Below are 19,757 nucleotides of genomic sequence, written 5' to 3' on the forward strand. Positions count from 1 at the left end.
GATTTTATTTATTCTATTAACAAAATTATTGTTTTGTATCTATTAGGACATAGTTAGGATTGATTTCATTATTATCTTTATCTTTCACATACATAACAACAATTGGCGGTTCCTCATGTTCTAATATGTCCCCTGAAAAAGTCTTCATGATTTCAAAGTTTTGAAAGGAATCTGTTTCCCCTTCTTCCAGTTCTACACTCTCTTCCTCTTGAATAACTTCACCGTCTTGTTCAATTCTATAGAAGAAAATATCACTGGTGGTTTTCACTTGGCCAATGATATGAAATTGTTCCCCTTCTGCTGTTACATCAATTTCTTGGAACACGACAGAGTCTGAGGTTTGATTTTTTGTTACATTGTCTGATTCAGGGTCAGCCGGCTCAATGACTTCTTCCCCTCTATTCCCACAGCCTGCTAGCAGTACTGCTATTGCAATAACAACAAACCAACGTTTCATTCCATACACACCTTTTTAGTCATTTCTAAAGAGTCCATAGATCCCAGCAGTTTCTACAATATTCGTAAATGCTTCCGGGTCTACCTCATTTATTATTCTTTCCAAATCATACAATTCATAACGCGTTACAACAAGGTACATAAGACTTTTATCTGTTTTTGTATAAGCGCCTTTAGCAGGTAAAATCGTAATTCCCCGTACCATTGTTTCATGGATTGCTTTTTGCAGCTCATCTGTTTTCTTCGTTACGATCATTGCTGTAACTTTTTCATAACGTGTATGAATTGTATCAATAACACGAGTTGTTACATATAATGTTAACATTGTATATAAGGCATTTTCAGGCTCGTACATTATACCAGCAATGATAATAATCAAGGAATTCATAATTAAAAAATAGGTTCCGATTGGCTTATCTTTTAGACGAGATAAAACCATCGCCACAATATCCATACCGCCTGTAGAAGCTCCTGCCTTTAACGTCAACCCAACTGCACAGCCAGCAATTACTCCGCCAAATACCGCATTTAAAATAATATCATTCGAGAAAGAAATGAGTGGCAGGATTTCTAAGAATAAAGTAGAGAAAAACACGGATACCAAACTATAAATTGTAAATCCCTTTCCAACCTTTAACCAACCTAAAATCAGGACGGGAATATTTAATAGCGCTAATAAGATACCTGTAGACAGACCAATACCTAAGAAATCATTAAAAATACTAGATAATAGCTGAGCTGCTCCAGTAAATCCACTAGCATAAACATTTGCTCCGATGAGGAAGAAGTTTAATGAGATCGCATTTAATAATGCTCCGAATATAACGATACCTATCCTTTTTGCTTCAATATAAAACACAGAACAGCCTCCTTTATTAAAATTTTTGACTAAATATTCAATAAAACGTAAACTTGACATACAATCTTATTTTTAAAGAAATGGATGTGATTAAACATGGCTACCACAATTTTAGCGGATAGTGCATGCGATTTATCCGAACATTATTATAACGAATATAACATTGAAATGATACCATTAACTGTTCATCTAGACGACAAAGAATATCGAGATAGCATCGATATTCATCCAAAGACAATTTATGATGCAATGCGAGAAGGTCATGGACCAAAAACATCACAAGCTTCTGCCAAACAATTTAAAGAAATATTCACATCCTACGCGGAAGCAAAAAAGCCTTTACTCTATATCGCTTTCTCATCAGAACTATCAGGAACCTATCAAGCAGCAAAGATGGTTGAACAAGAGATAAAAGAAGCGTATCCGGATGCACAGCTACATATCGTTGATTCTAAGTGTGCCTCACTTGGATATGGTTTAGTTGTACTGGCTGCTGCCAAAATGACACAGCAACAACTTACATTTGATGAAATCGCAGAACAAACCAGCAAAAATGCTGCAAAGATGGAGCATATTTTTACAGTCGATAATTTAGAGTATTTATACCGCGGCGGTCGTGTAAGTAAAACAGCAGCTTTTGTTGGCGGCTTGTTAAATATCAAACCTCTTTTACATGTTGCAGATGGAAAACTCGTTCCTTTAGAAAAAATTCGAGGTTCTAAGAAAGTACTCAAACGAATGATCGATGTGATGGATAAACGAGGAGAAAATTTAGAAAACCAAGTTATTGGAATTAGTCACGGTGACGATCTGCCTCGAGCAAAAGAACTCTCGAAAATGATACAAGATAGATTTGGAGTAAAAGAAGAAAATATCGTTATTGAAATGGTGGGATCAGTGATCGGCGCTCATTCCGGTCCAGGAACCCTCGCCTTATTCTTCTACAATCAGTGATAATATATACTTCCTCGAATGCTTCTTTGTAACAGTGGTTACGCTTTCCGCTTCAAATATATCTGCACTCTCAGGTGCTAAAATGGATGAAAAATAGATTTGACGACAAAATAGCGTCAAATCTATTTTTTCTTTGTTCTCCCTTTTTATTGAAAACGAATTAGGAAATATTTTTTCTTTCCTCTGCGAATCACTGTAAAAGCATCGCCTAAACGATCAGCTTCATCAACTTTGTAATTCAAATCCTGCACACGTTCTCCGTTAATATAAATCGCTCCATTTTTCACATCTTCTCTTGCCTGTCGTTTAGATGATGAAATAGAAGCATTTACTAATAAATCAATTAAACCAACAGGTTCTTTTGCTATATCATAATTTGGAACATCTTTAAACGCTTGTTGTACTTCCTCTACATTAAGTTGCTTTATATCGCCGCTAAATAGCGCCTCAGAAATTCTTTTCGCCTGCTCCAAAGCTTCTTCATCATGGATACTGCGAGTCATTTCCTCTGCTAAACGTCGCTGGGCAACACGTTTTTCTGGTTCATTCTCTACCTCTTTTTCTAACTCTGCAATTTCTTCATCAGATAAGAATGTAAAGTATTTGATGAAACGAATAACATCACGATCATCTACATTAATCCAGAACTGGTAAAACTCATAAGGTGATGTTTTTTCAGGGTCTAACCATATTGCGTTACCGGCAGTTTTTCCGAATTTTGTTCCATCTGCTTTTGTAATGAGAGGTACTGTTAAACCGTATGCCTCTGCTGTTTCATTTTGGTTTTCCCTAGAACGGCGAATCAGCTCTAATCCAGCCGTAATATTTCCCCACTGATCACTTCCGCCAATTTGCAATGTACAATTTTCTTCTTCATACAGCCGCAGAAAGTCTAATGATTGAAGAATCATATAACTGAACTCTGTAAATGTTATACCCTGCTCAAGCCTTGCTGAAACAGAGTCCTTTGACAGCATGTAATTAATGCCGAAATGTTTCCCAGCACCACGAAGAAAATCAATAATTGTCATATTCCCTAACCAGTCATGGTTATTACGAGAAACTACCTGATTGTCATTTGACGTCTCATCCATATCGACTATTTTTGCGATTTGCTTTTGAATGCTTTCTGTAAAACCAAATACCACTTCTTCTGTATTCAAGCTGCGTTCACTTGAACGTCCACTTGGATCTCCAATCATTCCTGTACCTCCACCAACTAAAGCAATTGGCTTATGGCCCGCCCGCTGAAATCTGCGCAGCATGGTTAGAGGAACTAAGTGGCCGATATGCAAACTATCTGCTGTAGGATCAAATCCACAGTATAGAGTTACTTGATTATTTTCGAGATGCTTTTCTAATCCTTCCCGGTCCGTTACTTGATTGATTAATCCTCTATTCTCTAAGTCTTTCAAAATATTCATAATGCTTCCTCCTACTAATTGATATTTTCGTTCTACTGGCAACTTCCACTGTCAGGAAACCCTTCTTTTTAGAGGGAAAATAAAAAAACTCGCCTCCTCTCAAAAAAGAAAGGGACGAGTTGAATTCGCGGTACCACCCTTGTTGCTATATCGATATAGCCACTCAAGGTTTGTTAACGATGTTTCCACCGTTCTTCTTGTTAACAGAACATAAAAGCTGCTGCCCAAGAAGAAAAACTCCAGATTGTAATTCGCATGTGAATATATACTGACTCGCACCAACCGCCAGCTCTCTAGGATAGGGATTCACAATGCTACTTCGATCCTTCAATGCTTATTCCTGTATGATACTGATACTATTCATAGCATAAAAAAGCTTTCTATGCAACTATTTTCTTTTCTTCCGACTACCAAAGCTTATTTTCTCTATGTTATAATAGATGCAGAATTAGGAGGTCTAATGTCAATTATGAAAGAAAACCTACAACGTTTTTTCAATAATATTAAAAAATGGTGGAAACAAGGCGTTATACAGCGCGCTTCACGAATTACTTATGACGTTGTTTGGAATGTTGTGTTATTTATAGCTATTATTTGTATTATTGGCGGTGTTTTTGTCGGCGGTATTGGACTTGGTTATTTTGCCTCTTTAGTCCATGATGAGCCATTAAGAAGTGAAGCATCGATGGCTGAAGATATTTACAATTATTCCGAAACATCCAGTATTTATTTTTCAAATGACATCTATTTAGGAGATATCAGAAGCGACCTATACCGCGAAGAAGTAGAACTTGAAAATATCTCGCCTACACTTATTAAAGCTGTCATTGCTACGGAAGATGAATATTTTAATGTTCACAATGGTGTCGTACCAAAAGCAATCCTGCGGGCGATGTCACAAGAATTTCTAAATGCTTCTGTACAAACAGGGGGAAGCACCCTGACACAGCAGCTAATTAAGAACCAAATTCTAACAGACGAAGTATCCTTTGATCGAAAGGCTAAAGAAATATTATTAGCAATGCGACTGGAGCATTTCTTTACAAAAGATGAAATTATGGAAGCTTATTTAAATATTATCCCTTATGGCCGTAACTCTTCTGGTCGTAATATTGCTGGCATACAGACAGCATCTAAAGGTATTTTTGGTGTTGATGCAGCAGAGTTAAATCTTCCTCAGGCAGCTTATTTGGCAGGACTTCCACAGGGGCCTTCAACTTATACGCCTTTTACAGCTGCAGGAGAGCTAAAGCCCGAGGAAGAATTACAGCCTGGAATTAATCGAATGAAGACCGTTTTAAATCGTATGTATGAAATGAAATATATCAGTAAAGAAGAATTAGAGGAAGCTGCAGCCTATGATATTGCCGGTGATTTTATTGATGCAATACCTTCTTCAACGGACCAATATCCTTATATTACTTATGAAGTTGAAAAACGTACACAAGCTATTATTCAAGAATTATTAATGGAAGAGGATGGCGTTACGGAAGAAGATTTAAGAGAAGATGAAGACCTCCGGGCTGAATATGCACAGCGTGCCGAAAAAGAATTACGTGATGGCGGTTATCAAATTCATACAACAATTAGCAAAGAAATTTATGACAAGATGCAAGAAGTCGCCGAAAATTATTCTGACTACGGTTATTCTAGAACCGTTGTGAAAACAAATAGTGAAGGAGAAGAATATGAAGTAACCGAACCAATTCAAACAGGAGCTATCATGATTGAAAATAGCTCAGGAAGAATAATTTCTTTCGTCGGCGGTCGTGGATTTGATGAAGAACACCAAGTGAACTTCGCTACAGAAACAAAACGTCCTATCGGCAGTACCATTAAACCTTTACTAGACTATGCGCCAGCAATGGAAGCAGGTATCATTCAGCCAGGAACACCTATCGCTGACTACCCAAGAACATTTGCTGGGGGTTATGCTCCTGGCAACTACGGCGGCGGTTATTATGGAATTGTCTCTGCTCGGACAGCTCTTGCCAATTCGTATAATATTCCAGCTGTAGATACGTATATGAAAATAATTCATAATGATCCTGCTGCTGAATATTTAGAAAAGATGGGCATCACTTCTTTAACACCAAGTGATCATCAAATCCCATCTCTTGCTATTGGCGGAATGGACCATGGTATTTCGGTAGAAGAAAACGTGAATGCTTTTTCTACGTTTGGGAATAACGGAAAATTTGCAGATGCTTATATGATTGATAAAATCACAAATGCAGACGGTGAGGTTATTTATGAGCATGAGACAGAGCCTGTAGAGGTTTTCTCTCCGCAAACGACTTATTTGACGATAGATATGATGCGAGATGTTATTCATAATGGGACAGCAACTTATGTTAATTCCCTGCTTCAAAATTCAAATGTGGATTGGGCAGGAAAAACAGGAACATCCCAAGACTATAAAGATGCTTGGTTTGTCGCGTCAAATCCAAATATAACATTCGGTACATGGATTGGTTACGAAACACCAGCACCTATTAACCATTCTTATCACTTATCCTATAGTCAACGAAATATCAAACTATGGGCGGAATTAATTAATGCGTCTGCACAAGTAGATCCAGTCTTAGTAACACCAGAAACACCATTTGAACGTCCAGATGGCATTGTCGAGAGAAGTTATTGTGCCGTTTCCGGTAAACTGCCATCTGATTTATGTAATGAGGTAGGCCTCGTTAAAACAGACCTATTTGACGCAAGGTATGTACCGACAGAGACAGATAATAGTCTAACGAGAGGAAGGAGACTTATCCTCACATCAGATGACAACGGAAGTTCATTTAGTAATGGAAATGGAATTATGTTTAATCCGGATTGGATGAGAGAAAATGGCTATGATAGTATGAGTGACTTTTCCATGCTCTATCCAAGAACAGAGCGTGATAAATGGTTGAAAATAGGAATACCAGCAAGTATGTCATCTTCAGCAAACAATGATGGCAATTAACTAAGGACACGATTATGAAGTGAAACTTTATTCTAGGCAAATACGCCTTGGATGAAGTTTCACTTTTTTATTATAGATACAGTCTCCTACAATTCTCAAAAAACACTAAAAAAACGGCGCTATTTTCTGTATAATAGATACCAAGAGCATTGTGTTATCTCCTAAAGGTGGTGGATAAATGAAACACACAAAGGAATATGAGTCAATCATTGTAGAAACCGATGCAGGCAAACTAACAATTGAAGGACCTGTTTCACGATCTCAGCTAGAACAATATCATTTTCATGAAGAATTAATTGCATTTCGACCGGCAGATAAACAGTTTGAAGCACTTTTAGACATTGCTGAATTAAAAGAATCAAGAATTTTAATTGCCCGGACAGCTGATACCATTATTGGTTATGTCACTTACCTGCATCCAGACCCCTTAGAAAGATGGTCAAAATTTGAAATGGAGGATTTAATTGAACTAGGCGCTATTGAGATTATTCGGGAGTATCGAGGCGCAGGTATCGGATCTACCCTGCTTCGACAATCCATGAAAGACCCTTACATGGAAAATTACATTGTTATTTCTACAGAATATTATTGGCACTGGGATCTTGATTACAGTCAGTTAAGTATCTGGGATTATCGAAAAGTGATGGAAAAAATGATGGCTGCTGGCGGCCTGCTACCCGCACCTACAGATGAGCCTGAAATAACCTCTCATCCAGCGAACTGTTTAATGGTGCGTATTGGAAGCAATGTTCCTCAAAAATCAATTGAATTATTTGATAAGTTGCGTTTTTTAGGCACAAAGCATTACTAATAGAGCAATTAATAAAGGGGGATTTTACGATGTTAGTTGAAGAATTAATGAACAGAAATATGATAACGCTTCCACCAAACGCAACAATTAGGGAGGCATTGCAATTATTAGAAAAATATAAAATTAGACATATCACCATTGTTGATGAAGAGATGCAAGTGCTGGGTATCGTATCTGACCGAGACGTTCGTGATGCCAGCCCTTCTATATTTCTGGATGCAAGTGATTTCTCTATTCTTAATAAAGAAATTAGTACAATTATGAGCAGCCCTGTTATAACCATTCATCCGATGGATTTTGTGGAAGAAATTGCTTATATTTTTTATGACAAGGAGATTGCTTGTTTACCAGTTGTTAGCCAAAATAGATTAGTCGGTGTCGTGACAGAAAAAGATATGCTTTATAAATTAATCCAGTTAACCGGAACACACGAACAGAGCTCTCTCATTGAAGTCAAAGTACCAGATCAACCAGGTCAGCTTCCAAGAGTTGCCAGTGTATTTGGTAACCATAATGTAAATATTGTTTCTGTACTCCTCTATCCTTATAAAGATCCGGAGTATAAAGTACTTGTATTTCGTGTAAAAACATTAAACCCAATGCCGATTATAAATGATCTTCGCGAGGCTGGCTATGCGCTTCTCTGGCCTAATAATATTATGGAGCCAAAAAAATGACAAAGGCAGCAGGTTTTATTTACACTCCAAATTTTTTAGATTACCACTTTTCCGAAGATCATCCATTTAATCAGCAGAGAGTCTTGCTTACGAAGGAATTATTAGAAGCACAATCTACCCTGATGGCAGAAGATCTGGTTACACCGCGTATAGCAACGGATGAGGAAATTGCAATTTTTCACGATACAGCTTATATAGAAGCAGTAAAGAGAGCAAGTAATGGGAATTCGAAAAAAGAGCGGGCACAGGAATATGGTTTAGGTACAGAAGACACCCCTATTTTTCCAAATATGCATCAAGCATCTTGTCAATTGGTTGGCGGAACACTTACTGCTGTTGAAAAAATATTAAACGGAGAATATAAAAAAATGGCAAATATAGGAGGTGGACTTCACCACGGATTCCAGCGGAAAGCTTCCGGGTTTTGCATTTATAATGATTGTGCCATTGCGATTAAATATTTACGCAAAAAAGCAGATTTAAAGGTTCTTTATGTCGATACAGATGCACATCATGGGGATGGTGTACAATCTGCTTTCTATGATGATCCAAATGTATGCACCTTATCGATACACGAAACAGGCCGTTATTTATTCCCTGGCACGGGTAACGTTAGTGAAAGAGGTATAAAAAGCGGGCATGGGTACAGTTTTAATTTACCTATCGATGCATTTACAGAAGATGATTCCTTCTTAGAATTGTATGAAACAGCTTTACGCAAAATCGCTGCTTTCTTTAAACCGGACATTATTATGACCCAGAACGGAGCAGATAGCCATTGTCTCGATCCTTTAACACATCTTTGTGGAACCATGAGGATTTTTGAAAAAATACCGCTCCTCGCTGCAGAAATTGCTGATACGTATTGTGATGGAAAATGGTTGGCTGTTGGCGGCGGCGGTTATGATATGTGGCGGGTTGTTCCTCGGGCTTGGGGACAGGTATGGAATGTCATGAAAACAGGAACTTACTGTAAAGGAGCATTACCTGAAAAATGGATATCAAAATGGCAGAATGAGTCTCCTGTACTACTTCCGAAGAACTGGGAAGACGGAGCAGATATTCAACCAAACATCCCTAGGAGACCCGAAATTACGGAAAAAAACAAATTATTATTAGAAGATATGCTAAAGTATACAGCTATTATTTGACCCAGTTAGCACTATGCGCACAGAAGTCTCTGAACTCCATTTAATTTCTCCTCTTTGCAAGGGGGGCTTACAATTACATTCGTCATTAATAAACTTGGCAGACGACAAACCTTTAGGTGTATGCCTCAAGCTGCACCTATGCAGGAAAAATGCGGCTGTGCTTTCTTACTACTAAAATAAAAGACAAAGCAAGTTATTAGTTGTTATCTCTAATAACTTCTTTGTCTATTTTTCATAAGAGAACCTTAGTTATGCACTTTATTTTGTAGAATCTCTAATTTCCATACGATGCGGTAAGACAACGTTTTTCTCTTCAACTTCCTCATCATTCATATATTTTGTTAAAAGTCTCATACCTACTGCTCCAATATCGTACGTAGGCTGAACAACCGTTGTTAGTTTTGGACGTACCATGCTTGCTAAACGAATATTATCAAAGCCAAATACCTCTAAATCTTCAGGTACACGCAGTCCGTTATCTTGTGCACCATGAATAACACCTAAAGCAATTTCATCGTACATAACAAATACAGAGGCTGGGCTATTCTCTAATTTTAGAAAATGCTCCACTGCATCAATACCAGTTGAATAAGCATAGGATTCTTTATAAATATAATCTTCATTCACATCGATATTTGCTTCTTTGAGCGCACGCAAATAGCCATTTGTTTTTAAGGTATTCACACTTGTATCTGCTTTACTTCCTACTAAAGCAGGCTGTTGGTTCGTCTTTTCAATTAACGATTTGGTAGCTTCATAAGCAGCTAACTCATAATCAATATTAACAGAAGGGATTGTATCTGTTGGATCATACGTAGAAGCAAGCACGACAGGAACAGAACTTGTCTTGAACTGATGGATATGATCCTCCGTTATATTTCCGCCCATAAATAAAATACCGTCTACTTGTTTTTCGAGCATTGTATTAATTAATTCTATTTCTTTGTCCTTATTTTGATCAGAACTGCTTAAAATAATATTATACTTGTACATGGTAGCTATATCTTCAATTCCACGTGCAAGCTCCGAAAAGAAAATATTAGATATGTCAGGAATAATCGCACCAATTGTTGTTGTTTTCTTACTTGCAAGTCCACGTGCAACGGCATTCGGTCGATAACCTAATTGTTCTATCGTTGCTAATACTTTCTTTCGTGTTGTTGGTTTTACATTTGGGTTTCCGTTGACAACGCGTGACACTGTTGCCATAGAAACGTTTGCTTCTCTTGCTACATCATAAATTGTAACAGTCATGTTTATCTACCTCCTAAATTTCAATTCATACAAGGACTGTGGTTACATCTATTTATTTATCATACGCTACCATGAAAAAAATTACAAAACTTTCATGAAAACAAAATGAAAATTTTCATAAACACACTTAAATATAACATACCTTTTATCATTATATCCAATTCGAAACCTTTGAAAACCCTTTACACATGACGATATATAAGTAGACAAAAAAAACTACCTCAAAAATTATACCACTAACTTTTGAGGTAGTCTCTATTATTTACTTAAACGATTTTCAACTTCTTTAATTTCTTTGTAGAATTGATCGAAAGTAGGTATATCCATTTGCTGAGCTGAATCGGATAAAGCGACTGCAGGGTCTGGATGAACCTCTGCCATAACACCATCTGCTCCGATAGCTACTGCTGCTTTTGCAGTAGGTAATAGTAAATCTCTTCTACCAGTTGAATGCGTTACATCGACAAAGACTGGTAAATGCGTTTCTTGTTTTAAAATAGGTACCGCAGAAATATCTAGTGTATTACGTGTTGCTTTTTCGTATGTACGAATTCCGCGTTCACATAGCATAATATTTCCGTTTCCTCTAGACATAATGTATTCTGCTGCATTAATGAATTCTTGAATCGTTGCTGATAATCCACGTTTTAATAACACGGGCTTTCCAGCATCCCCAGCAGCTTTTAATAATTCAAAGTTCTGCATGTTTCTTGCACCAATTTGAACCACATCAATGAAATCTATTGCAGTTTCCAAATCAGCCGGGTTTACAATTTCACTAATCACAGCTAAATCATATTCATCTGCGACTTTCTTAAGAATTTCTAATCCTTCTAATCCAAGCCCTTGGAAATCATATGGAGAAGTTCTCGGTTTAAATGCTCCGCCACGAAGTAATTTTAAACCTTTTTCTTTTACAGAAGCAGCTACAGCAGCAACTTGCTCATAACCTTCTACGGCACATGGTCCAAATACATAGCTGATTCCCCCATCGCCGACTTTTTCGCCTTTTAGATCAACTACTGTATTTTCAGGATGTTTTTTTCTGGATACAAGAAGTTCCTTACTATTATCATCTTCTTGAAGCTCAAGACTAGCTTTAAAGATTTCTTTAAAAATATGTTCTATCGTTGAATCCTGAAAAGGACCATTATTATTGTTTAAAATTTCATCTAGCATTTCCCGCTCACGAACTGGGTCAAAACGTTTGATGCTTTGCTTGGTTTTTAATTCCCCAATCTCTTGTACAATGTTTGCTCTCTGATTAATCAATTCTAATATCTCCAGATTAACCTCGTCCATTTGATGTCTTAACTTATCCATATCGTTGCTCATTTTACACTCTCCTCAAAGTCCTTAATCATATAGAATAATTAGTGACAATTATAGCTAAATTTCTTCTATTTGTCACGACTTAATTAATGTAAAATTATAACTCTTGATGAAAATTCGAAAAAAGGAACTATTATTTTTATAAATTCCCGCTTAGGCAGCCACCTTATTATCTTATTGATTTCAACATTCCAACCACATTATTTCGGTGCTGGTCCATAAAAGTGCCATATCGTTTTCACACATAAAAAAACATCGATGAGTGCTTGACCCATCAATGTTTTAAATATTATTATTTCTTGTTTACTTCTTTTTTTGCTTGATTAGCTGCTTTTTTCGTTTCTTTTTTTACTTCAGCTTTTTTTTGAGAAACTTTTTCTTCTGTTTCTGCTTTTTTATCTGCAACATCTTTTTTTACATCTTCAACTTTGTTAGAAGCTTCAACTTTTAATTCGTCAGCTGTATCTTTTGCATCATGCAGTTTATCTTCAGCCGTTTCTTTAAAATCAGCTGTTTTTTGCTTTACGTTTTCTGTAACTTCTTGGGATTTATTAGCAACTGTTTTCGTTAAATCAGAAGTTGCGTCTACAGCCTTTTGTGTCAAATCAGAAGTTGTAGAATACGCTTTGTCTTTTAATTCCAGTCCTTTTTCTTGAGCTGCTCCTGCTAATTCTGTAGCACGGTTTTTCACCTGAACTGCTCCATCATTAAGATCACTGCGCAGTTCTTTCCCCGATTTTGGCGCGAGTAATAATGCTGTCGCAGCCCCTACAAAACTGCCTACAAGTGTTCCAATAATAAAATCTTTCGTGTTAATTTGATTATCCGCCATCCCCATAACCTCCTAAGATTTAATTAGAGTTCGTTTTTCTTCTATTCCAATACTCAAAGATAGAAGCCCCCCATTTTACAGCTTGGGCAGCTTTTTCTTGATCTTCTTTTGAGTGCTTAGAAATAATATTGGATAATTGCTGTAATGACTTATTAAAGTCTTCTACTGTATCACCTATTCCCTTTGCTCCCAGAATTAAACCATCGAGTTGACTCGATTTTTGAGTTAAATCGTCTACTAATCCTTTTGATCTGTCAACGACCTGATTTGCATCAGCAGCAACGTCTTTAACTTGATGATTAATCCTGCCTAAAGTTTCAAGAACTTGATCCATCGTTTTTTTTGTATTAACTAATAATATAACTAAGTAAATAATTAAAATAAGCAAGGCTATTATCGCAATCGCTAGTGCACTATAAAGGATAACTTCCATAAGCTATATCAACTCCTTTTTTACTTGTTCGTCTGTGTCGATTAAATTCTTCATAAGGGATAGTATGTATTTTTAGGGCTTGCTTGTCCAACACGCACTATAGTTTATTTTTACCCGGAATTTTCTCGGCATAAACTACCTTTCACTTAAAAAGATTTAATCCTTATCTCTATTGTATCTTATTTTTCCGTTTAAATACAACTTGAATCTATTTACTCGTAATCAAGAAAACATGTCCTTTTAAGGGTATAGCGACGGTATGGCGACGATAGGCCTTAGCTAAGGTTTAGTCGGCCTGCCATTACTTCGGACGGATGTTTGATTTCAGCACAAGCATGAGTGCGCCTGTGGCCTTATTTGTGCCTGTTAGCTTGGCAGTCAGTCACAAAGTCTTCCTATTGCTCGAAGCTGAAAAAGCTAAGTAAGTTGCTGGACGGTTGGGTTTGGGTATCCTAAACTTCACCCATAAAAAGGAGTTTCTTTGTTGATCAAAAATAGAGCGCATCGAATTTCCTGTATTATAAGAAAAAGCAGGGATATGTTACATCACTGCTTTTTCTTGTTTTATATTTATTACGCAAATGTCTCTTCATAGGATTTCTGGAATTTTTGAATATCTCCCGCACCCATAAAGATTAACACACTATCTTTATATTCTTGTAGAACACTCGTATGCTCTAAATTTAAAATATCACTATCGGAAATAAGGTTCTGTAAGTCTTCAATTGTTAATTGCCCGGATTGCTCACGAGCCGATCCAAAAATATCGCATAAATAAACTTTATCAGCTTGATTTAAGCTGTCTGCAAATTCTTGTAAAAATGTTTTTGTTCGCGTAAATGTATGCGGCTGAAAAATAGCAACCACTTCTTTATTCGGATATTTTTTTCGGGCTGTTTCAATGGTTACTGCAATTTCTTTGGGATGATGCGCATAGTCGTCTACTACCACTTGAGAACCTATTTCCTTCTCTGTGAAGCGGCGCTTTACTCCTTTAAAATTGCCTATTTCCTTCATACATTCTACCGGGATGCCTTCATAATGACAAATCGCAATTACTGCAAGTGAATTTAAGATAGTATGGTTCCCAAATGTAGGAATAAAGAAATGTTCATAGTAGGTGCTACGAACATAGACATCGAATTCTGTACCATGCTCTGTCTCTACAATATTTTTCGCTTGAAAATCATTTGTTTCATTAAATCCATAATAAATAATTGGAACTTTTGTGTGTATGCCTTGCAACTCTTCATCATCACCACAGGCAACAATTCCTTTTTTGACGCGATCAGCCATCGATTGAAAAGCATCAACAACGTCACCTAAACTTGTAAAATAGTCAGGATGATCAAAATCAATATTTGTCATAATAGCATAGTCTGGTTCATAGCTTAAAAAGTGTCGGCGATATTCGCATGCTTCGAAAACAAAATATTTACTATCAACATGTCCACGTCCTGTACCATCCCCGATTAAATAAGAAATTGGATAAGCACTTTCTAAAACATGCGATAATAATCCTGTAGTTGTTGTTTTCCCATGCGCACCTGTGACTGCAATACTTGTATATTGTTTCAGCCATTCACCTAAAAATTCATGATACCAATAAAATTTACAGCCCTGCTCTTTTGCTTCTTTTATTTCTACATGCTCTTCAGAAAAAGCATTCCCAGCAATAATCGTATAATCTGGTTGAATATTATCCTTTGAGAAAGAAAGAATAGGGATATTTTTTTCTTCTAAAGACACTTGGGTAAAGATACGATTATCTATATCTGATCCCTGCACCTTTTCACCTGAATCATAAAGGATTTGTGCTAACGCGCTCATCCCTGTTCCTTTTATACCGATAAAATGGTAAGTTGTCATAAAACGAACCTCCAACGTTTTTTCATCTATTCATTTTCATATCATTTAATCTGTTATTAACAGCTGCTCTTTGGGGACGAGTAACCGTAGTCCCATTCAGTGGATTATAACAAATAAATACCTTCTTTTAAAGAGAATGTTCAAAAAGCCAATAAAAATGTTACATCGAAATTTTGCTTTCGATCACTTATTCATTCTTTGAAACATACTCAAATAAGAAATATACTTCCCTGCACAAACGGATACTTCTATCTCATTCTATACAGATAATGTATTAAATGTGCTTCTGTCTAATATCGTCTTCCTTTTTTTGAAAGCTCCCTTTATATTTTAGTAACTTTTAAGGATTATGGCAACTTTTTTCACCATTATCAGCTACATAAAAACAAAAAGCGCAGAGCGCCCGTTTAAAAACGTAGAGATTGCGCCCCCGTTCTTTGGGGGTGATTCGACATTAGTCGAACTTCCTTTACTTAGGAGATAAAGCCACGAAATAAGAGACAGTTTACATACTGTCTCTCTGTGTTTTCGTAATCAAGACTTCCCGAGCCCGGCTTCCATTTTGTCCAGAAATAATTCCGCGCTGTTCTAACGAATCAATTAATCTAGCTGCACGGTTATAACCTATTTTAAAGTGTCTTTGCAAGGAAGACGTACTGGCACTATTCTGTTGTAATACAAAGTCAATGGCATCTTCCAGAAGTTCATCTTCCTCTTCATCTATCTGTATTTGCTCCAACAGTTCTTCTTGTTCAAATAGATACTGTGGTTCAGCCATAGATTTTGCATAATTTGCTACACGTTCGATTTCTTCATCGGACACAAATGGCCCTTGTAATCGAACACTTTTTCCAGCACCATTCTCTACAAGAAGCATATCTCCTTTTCCAAGTAATTTCTCTGCACCGCTGGAATCAATTATGGTTCGTGAATCTACTTGAGAAGATACACTAAACGCAATTCTTGTAGGAATATTTGCTTTAATCAAACCTGTAATAACATCCACGGAAGGACGTTGTGTTGCTAGCAGTAAATGAATACCGCATGCTCTGGCTTTTTGAGCAATCCTGCTAATTGCATCTTCCACATCTTGAGGGGACATCATCATCAAATCTGCTAATTCATCAATAACAATCACAATAAACGGCATCTTTTGATCTGTTTTCCCTTCACGCAGCATCTTTTGGTTGTACCGCCCTATATCTCTGACCCCTTCACTTACAAAGCGCTCATAACGATCCTCCATTTCTGCCACAGCCCATTTAAGACTTTGCGTAGCAGCCTTTACGTCTGTAATTACTGGAGAAACTAGGTGCGGGATGCCATTATACGGAGCAAGCTCGACCATTTTGGGATCAATTAAAAGAATCCTGACATCCTCATGGCTGGCATTATAAATTAAACTTACCAGAATTGTATTAATACAGACACTTTTTCCTGATCCAGTTGCCCCTGCAATCAAACCATGTGGCATTTTATTAATATCGATGACTTTAGGCATTCCTTCAATCGTCAGACCCAAGGCCACATTCAAAGGTGAACGGCTATTTTTAAAATCGTCTGATTCAATAATACGTTGGATTCCTACCATTTCAGGATGAAGATTAGGAACCTCGATTCCTACTGTATTCTTACCAGGAATAGGTGCCTCAATACGAATATCTTTAGCTGACATATTCAATTTTAAATCATCCGCTAGATTTTTAATTTTACTTACCTTTACTCCCATCTCTGGATGCACCTCAAAACGTGTCACAGAAGGTCCCTGAGTAGCTTTAACAACTTTTGCTTTCACTTGAAAATGCTTCAATGTTTCTTCAAGCAGATTTTGTTGATCTATCAGCCACTCTTCATCCCCTGTTGTTTTGGAGGGTGGATCATTTAATAAGTGTAAAGGAACATTTCTTGTTTGCGGTTCACTCATTGCCTCAGCTGAAGTTCTCTTTGTATCTTCTTTTTCAATCTGTGTTCGGTCTATTTTTTCCTCTACTTTACGCAACTCTTCTTCCCGCTTTTGATGTGCTTCTTGGAGACGTTGAAAGGTTTCTTCCCGCTTCTTCTGCTCATATAGGTTTTTTTTATCGCGCGGCGTCATCATGACATTAAAAGCACTTGCGGTATTTGTTTGCTGATTAGATAGCGTTGTTCGGTTCCTAGAAGTTGTATGAATTGGATTTCTTTTTTGTGAGATTGATTTTTCTTCCCGTTTAGAAGATACCTCTTTCGCTGGGTATTCTTTTGTTTCCTTCTCTTCCGGAGTGCTAGACACTCTCTGTTCTTCGTTTACTGGCTCTGACGATGTATTCCTTCGTATCCTATGATTCTGGTTGTCTAGTTTATCTTTCTTTTCATTCGTGTAAATAACCGTATTTTCTTTCTTCGAATGATCGGAAACCTCTTTGCTCTCAGTAACCGGCTCTTCTCTTATTGTGGAAGGAGAAGCTTTTGGATGAATCGTTGTATTTTGTAAAGTACTAGCTACTTCATTATTATTTATCATTTTTTCTTGGTATTTTGATTCCTTTCGTTGATAAGCAGGTACTTCGTGAATAATTTTAGATTCTCTTTGTTGAAAACCATAAATCGGAGAAGGTACCTCAGTTGGCTGGAAAGGAACATCTGGATTTTTCTTGTAAATTTTTCTGCCAGGCGTATCTTCTATTGGTGATGAATTACGCATAGGATTTTCTCTTCGTTGCCGTGGCAATGAACGTTTACTTTCTTGATTTGTTTCCGTATCTGTTTCTCTTCTTCTACGCACACTATCTGGACTTCTTCGTTTAAAACTAGGCTGTTTATCTATTACCTGTTCTTTTTTTTGGTCAACAGTATCTGGAATTACCGGAAACTTAAATGACTGGCTAGAAGGATAATGGTATGTCATTTTTGTTTGGATATTTGGTTGTTTTTCAGCGTCTTCTACTTCAACCTCAATCATTTCCTCTACTTCTATTTCCTTTGTAAATATGTTTTTGAGCCGTTCTTTCCATTGCTCCCACCACATATGCATTCACTCATTTCCTTAATTGTTCATACTGTTTATTTTAGCAGTTTTTAAAAGACATTTACATTCTCACTGCTATAAATTTCAAATTCGTTTTCCGCTTCTATTGCTGTAAAAAATCCCCTGCAGGCACAAGGGATTTTGAACTAAAAGCGCAAAGCGCCCGTTTTAGAGTTGCGACTTCTCGCCCTGCCGCAAAACGTTTATATTTTCTTACACTTAGCACTGTACAATTTTTACTGCGTCAAATTTCTTTCTATAAACGCGATTAGTTGACCACCATAGAATTAGGCAAGTTAAAATGTAAATTCATCACCGATACGATAAGCGTCGTCCAATACATAGATACCTTTTTCTTGCGGTGCATTAGGTAAACCTAACTCTTTTTGTGAACAAACCATTCCGTATGATGGTACGCCTCTTAACTCAGATGCTTTTATTTTCATACCGCTTGGCATGGTAGCACCTACTTTGGCAACAACAACCTTTTGACCTTCCGCAATATTTGGAGCTCCACAAACAATTTGCAAGGTCTCTTCTCCAACATCAATTTGACATACGCTTAATTTATCCGCATTTTCATGAGCCTGTTTGGATTTTACAAATCCTACTACAAATTTCGGGCTCAAATCAAATTCGAGGGGGTCATCGATTCCTTTTTGCTCAAATAATGTACGAATTTCTTCTAGGAACTCCTCCGTTAAAGGGATAGCACCATTTTTTCCATCTAACTCAAAGTATTTGGAAGCCTGGAAGATATTATAGCCAAGCACTTCGCCATCTGTGGAAGTTATTTTCGTAACAACGTCATTTGTTTCTTTCTTTATTTCATATCGGTTTCCTTCTTTAATTGGAATAATGAGTACATCTCCAATTCCTTGATGATTATAAAAAACATCCATTTCTTTCACTCCTAATTCTTTTCCGGTCTATTTTTTGCCAATATGAATATTGGCTCTAATTTTTTATTCTCATAAACAAATGGTAAAGAAGTAATTGGTATTCTTCCTTCTGCAAAAAACTTCATTGTCATTTGTGCTAAAATATCATATCCAGCTTTATTTTGAATATCAGCCAAAATAAGAACGTCCTGATGGGGAACAGCAACCGTTAATTCCCCTTTCGCATTTGCAAGCATCTCTTCTAAAAATGCTTCATTTAAGATTCTGCTTGCATCATAACCATCTTGTGTTGCTAAAAAATAAAAGTCATTTCCTGCAACCTGATCTAATTTCGGTTCATGCGATAAAGAGCGGATATTAAAACTCGCTATTTCATCTAATCGCGTGTTAGACCAGCCTTCTTCCTCCAATAAATCCTCATCAATCAATCGATAGGACTTTCCTAAATCTAGCGCATAGAAAATTCTGGTTTCCGCAGTATGCTCTTTAAAAACCAGCTTCTTCTTAGATTTTGTTTCCGTTGGAAAAGAAGGAGAACGCAATACAGGAAAGATTTGCTTCTCCATCCCTTTTAGATGCTGCGTATCATTCATGATATTCAGTGCTTCATTGACATGCTCCACGATCTCATCTACAGCTTCTTGCCCACGCTCGTTGTACTTAGCAATTAGATTAGGGAGAGCAACAGTCATTCCTTCATTAGATTCTTTCCACTCAATACGTAAAGCATCATCATCACGCTTGTACACAATTCGATAATTTGGATTTTTCAGCTCATCCTCTAGCAGGCGCTTCATCTTGATGCTTGTCATTTTTGCCATAAAATTGCCTCCT

General features: G+C 37.0%; 16 protein-coding genes and 1 other annotated feature. Of the genes, 5 read left to right on the forward strand and 11 right to left on the reverse strand.

Features of this window, described 5'->3' with window-relative positions:
• Nucleotides 1-25: 25 nt before the first annotated feature.
• Both KI343_RS14960 and KI343_RS14965 read right to left on the reverse strand, forming a co-directional pair.
• Complete coding sequence (locus KI343_RS14960; RefSeq protein WP_212927226.1) at nucleotides 26-457, reverse strand: LptM family lipoprotein; 432 nt, start codon at nucleotides 455-457, stop codon at nucleotides 26-28.
• A gap of 15 nt (nucleotides 458-472) precedes the next feature.
• On the reverse strand, nucleotides 473-1,315 hold the full coding sequence (locus KI343_RS14965) for a YitT family protein (RefSeq protein WP_212927227.1): 843 nt from the start codon (nucleotides 1,313-1,315) through the stop codon (nucleotides 473-475).
• Nucleotides 1,316-1,411: 96 nt separating this feature from the next.
• Here KI343_RS14965 and KI343_RS14970 point away from each other — a divergent pair, with 96 nt between their 5' ends.
• The gene (locus KI343_RS14970) at nucleotides 1,412-2,269 is read left to right on the forward strand and encodes a DegV family protein (protein ID WP_212927228.1); all 858 of its coding nucleotides are present in this window, start codon (nucleotides 1,412-1,414) and stop codon (nucleotides 2,267-2,269) included.
• A 146-nt stretch (nucleotides 2,270-2,415) separates the two neighbouring features.
• Here the strand turns inward: KI343_RS14970 and tyrS are convergent, their stop codons facing one another.
• Nucleotides 2,416-3,693 carry a tyrosine--tRNA ligase gene (tyrS, locus tag KI343_RS14975; protein WP_212927229.1) on the reverse strand — a complete coding sequence of 426 codons (1,278 nt, stop codon included), beginning with the start codon at nucleotides 3,691-3,693 and terminating at the stop codon, nucleotides 2,416-2,418.
• A 107-nt stretch (nucleotides 3,694-3,800) separates the two neighbouring features.
• Nucleotides 3,801-4,033, reverse strand: a binding site (T-box leader).
• Nucleotides 4,034-4,162: 129 nt separating this feature from the next.
• Here tyrS and KI343_RS14980 point away from each other — a divergent pair.
• The 4 genes from KI343_RS14980 (at nucleotide 4,163) to KI343_RS14995 (ending at nucleotide 9,297) form a co-directional block, all read left to right on the forward strand.
• Nucleotides 4,163-6,658, forward strand: a complete 2,496-nt coding sequence (locus KI343_RS14980; protein WP_212927230.1) for a transglycosylase domain-containing protein — start codon at nucleotides 4,163-4,165, stop codon at nucleotides 6,656-6,658.
• Nucleotides 6,659-6,836: 178 nt separating this feature from the next.
• Entirely contained in the window at nucleotides 6,837-7,469 is a 633-nt protein-coding gene (locus KI343_RS14985; protein ID WP_212927231.1) for a GNAT family N-acetyltransferase, read from the forward strand.
• Between the two features lie 29 nt (nucleotides 7,470-7,498).
• On the forward strand, nucleotides 7,499-8,146 hold the full coding sequence (locus KI343_RS14990; RefSeq protein ID WP_212927232.1) for an acetoin utilization AcuB family protein: 648 nt from the start codon (nucleotides 7,499-7,501) through the stop codon (nucleotides 8,144-8,146).
• Nucleotides 8,143-9,297, forward strand: a complete 1,155-nt coding sequence (locus KI343_RS14995; RefSeq protein WP_212927233.1) for an acetoin utilization protein AcuC — start codon at nucleotides 8,143-8,145, stop codon at nucleotides 9,295-9,297. The genes KI343_RS14990 and KI343_RS14995 overlap by 4 nt, the downstream gene beginning before the upstream one ends.
• 258 nt (nucleotides 9,298-9,555) lie before the next feature.
• Here the strand turns inward: KI343_RS14995 and ccpA are convergent, their stop codons facing one another.
• The 8 genes from ccpA to KI343_RS15035 all read right to left on the reverse strand — a co-directional run bounded on the left by ccpA (nucleotide 9,556) and on the right by KI343_RS15035 (nucleotide 19,744).
• Nucleotides 9,556-10,551, reverse strand: coding sequence for a catabolite control protein A (gene ccpA, locus KI343_RS15000; RefSeq protein WP_212927234.1), 996 nt, complete (start codon nucleotides 10,549-10,551; stop codon nucleotides 9,556-9,558).
• A gap of 258 nt (nucleotides 10,552-10,809) precedes the next feature.
• Nucleotides 10,810-11,886 carry a bifunctional 3-deoxy-7-phosphoheptulonate synthase/chorismate mutase gene (locus KI343_RS15005; protein ID WP_212927235.1) on the reverse strand — a complete coding sequence of 359 codons (1,077 nt, stop codon included), beginning with the start codon at nucleotides 11,884-11,886 and terminating at the stop codon, nucleotides 10,810-10,812.
• A 289-nt stretch (nucleotides 11,887-12,175) separates the two neighbouring features.
• On the reverse strand, nucleotides 12,176-12,715 hold the full coding sequence (locus KI343_RS15010; RefSeq protein ID WP_212927236.1) for a YtxH domain-containing protein: 540 nt from the start codon (nucleotides 12,713-12,715) through the stop codon (nucleotides 12,176-12,178).
• Nucleotides 12,716-12,734: 19 nt separating this feature from the next.
• On the reverse strand, nucleotides 12,735-13,148 hold the full coding sequence (locus KI343_RS15015; protein ID WP_212927237.1) for a DUF948 domain-containing protein: 414 nt from the start codon (nucleotides 13,146-13,148) through the stop codon (nucleotides 12,735-12,737).
• Between the two features lie 573 nt (nucleotides 13,149-13,721).
• Nucleotides 13,722-15,017 (reverse strand): UDP-N-acetylmuramate--L-alanine ligase, encoded by a 1,296-nt coding sequence (gene murC / locus KI343_RS15020; protein ID WP_212927238.1) that lies wholly within the window; start codon nucleotides 15,015-15,017, stop codon nucleotides 13,722-13,724.
• 505 nt (nucleotides 15,018-15,522) lie between these two features.
• Nucleotides 15,523-18,027, reverse strand: coding sequence for a DNA translocase FtsK (locus KI343_RS15025; protein WP_244856991.1), 2,505 nt, complete (start codon nucleotides 18,025-18,027; stop codon nucleotides 15,523-15,525).
• Nucleotides 18,028-18,317: 290 nt separating this feature from the next.
• Complete coding sequence (gene ytpR, locus KI343_RS15030) at nucleotides 18,318-18,923, reverse strand: YtpR family tRNA-binding protein (RefSeq protein WP_212927239.1); 606 nt, start codon at nucleotides 18,921-18,923, stop codon at nucleotides 18,318-18,320.
• Nucleotides 18,924-18,934: 11 nt separating this feature from the next.
• The gene (locus tag KI343_RS15035) at nucleotides 18,935-19,744 is read right to left on the reverse strand and encodes a DUF1444 domain-containing protein (protein WP_212927240.1); all 810 of its coding nucleotides are present in this window, start codon (nucleotides 19,742-19,744) and stop codon (nucleotides 18,935-18,937) included.
• Nucleotides 19,745-19,757: the final 13 nt, after the last annotated feature.

Source organism: Oceanobacillus sp. J11TS1 (assembly GCF_018333215.1).
Taxonomy (GTDB): domain Bacteria; phylum Bacillota; class Bacilli; order Bacillales; family Amphibacillaceae; genus Oceanobacillus.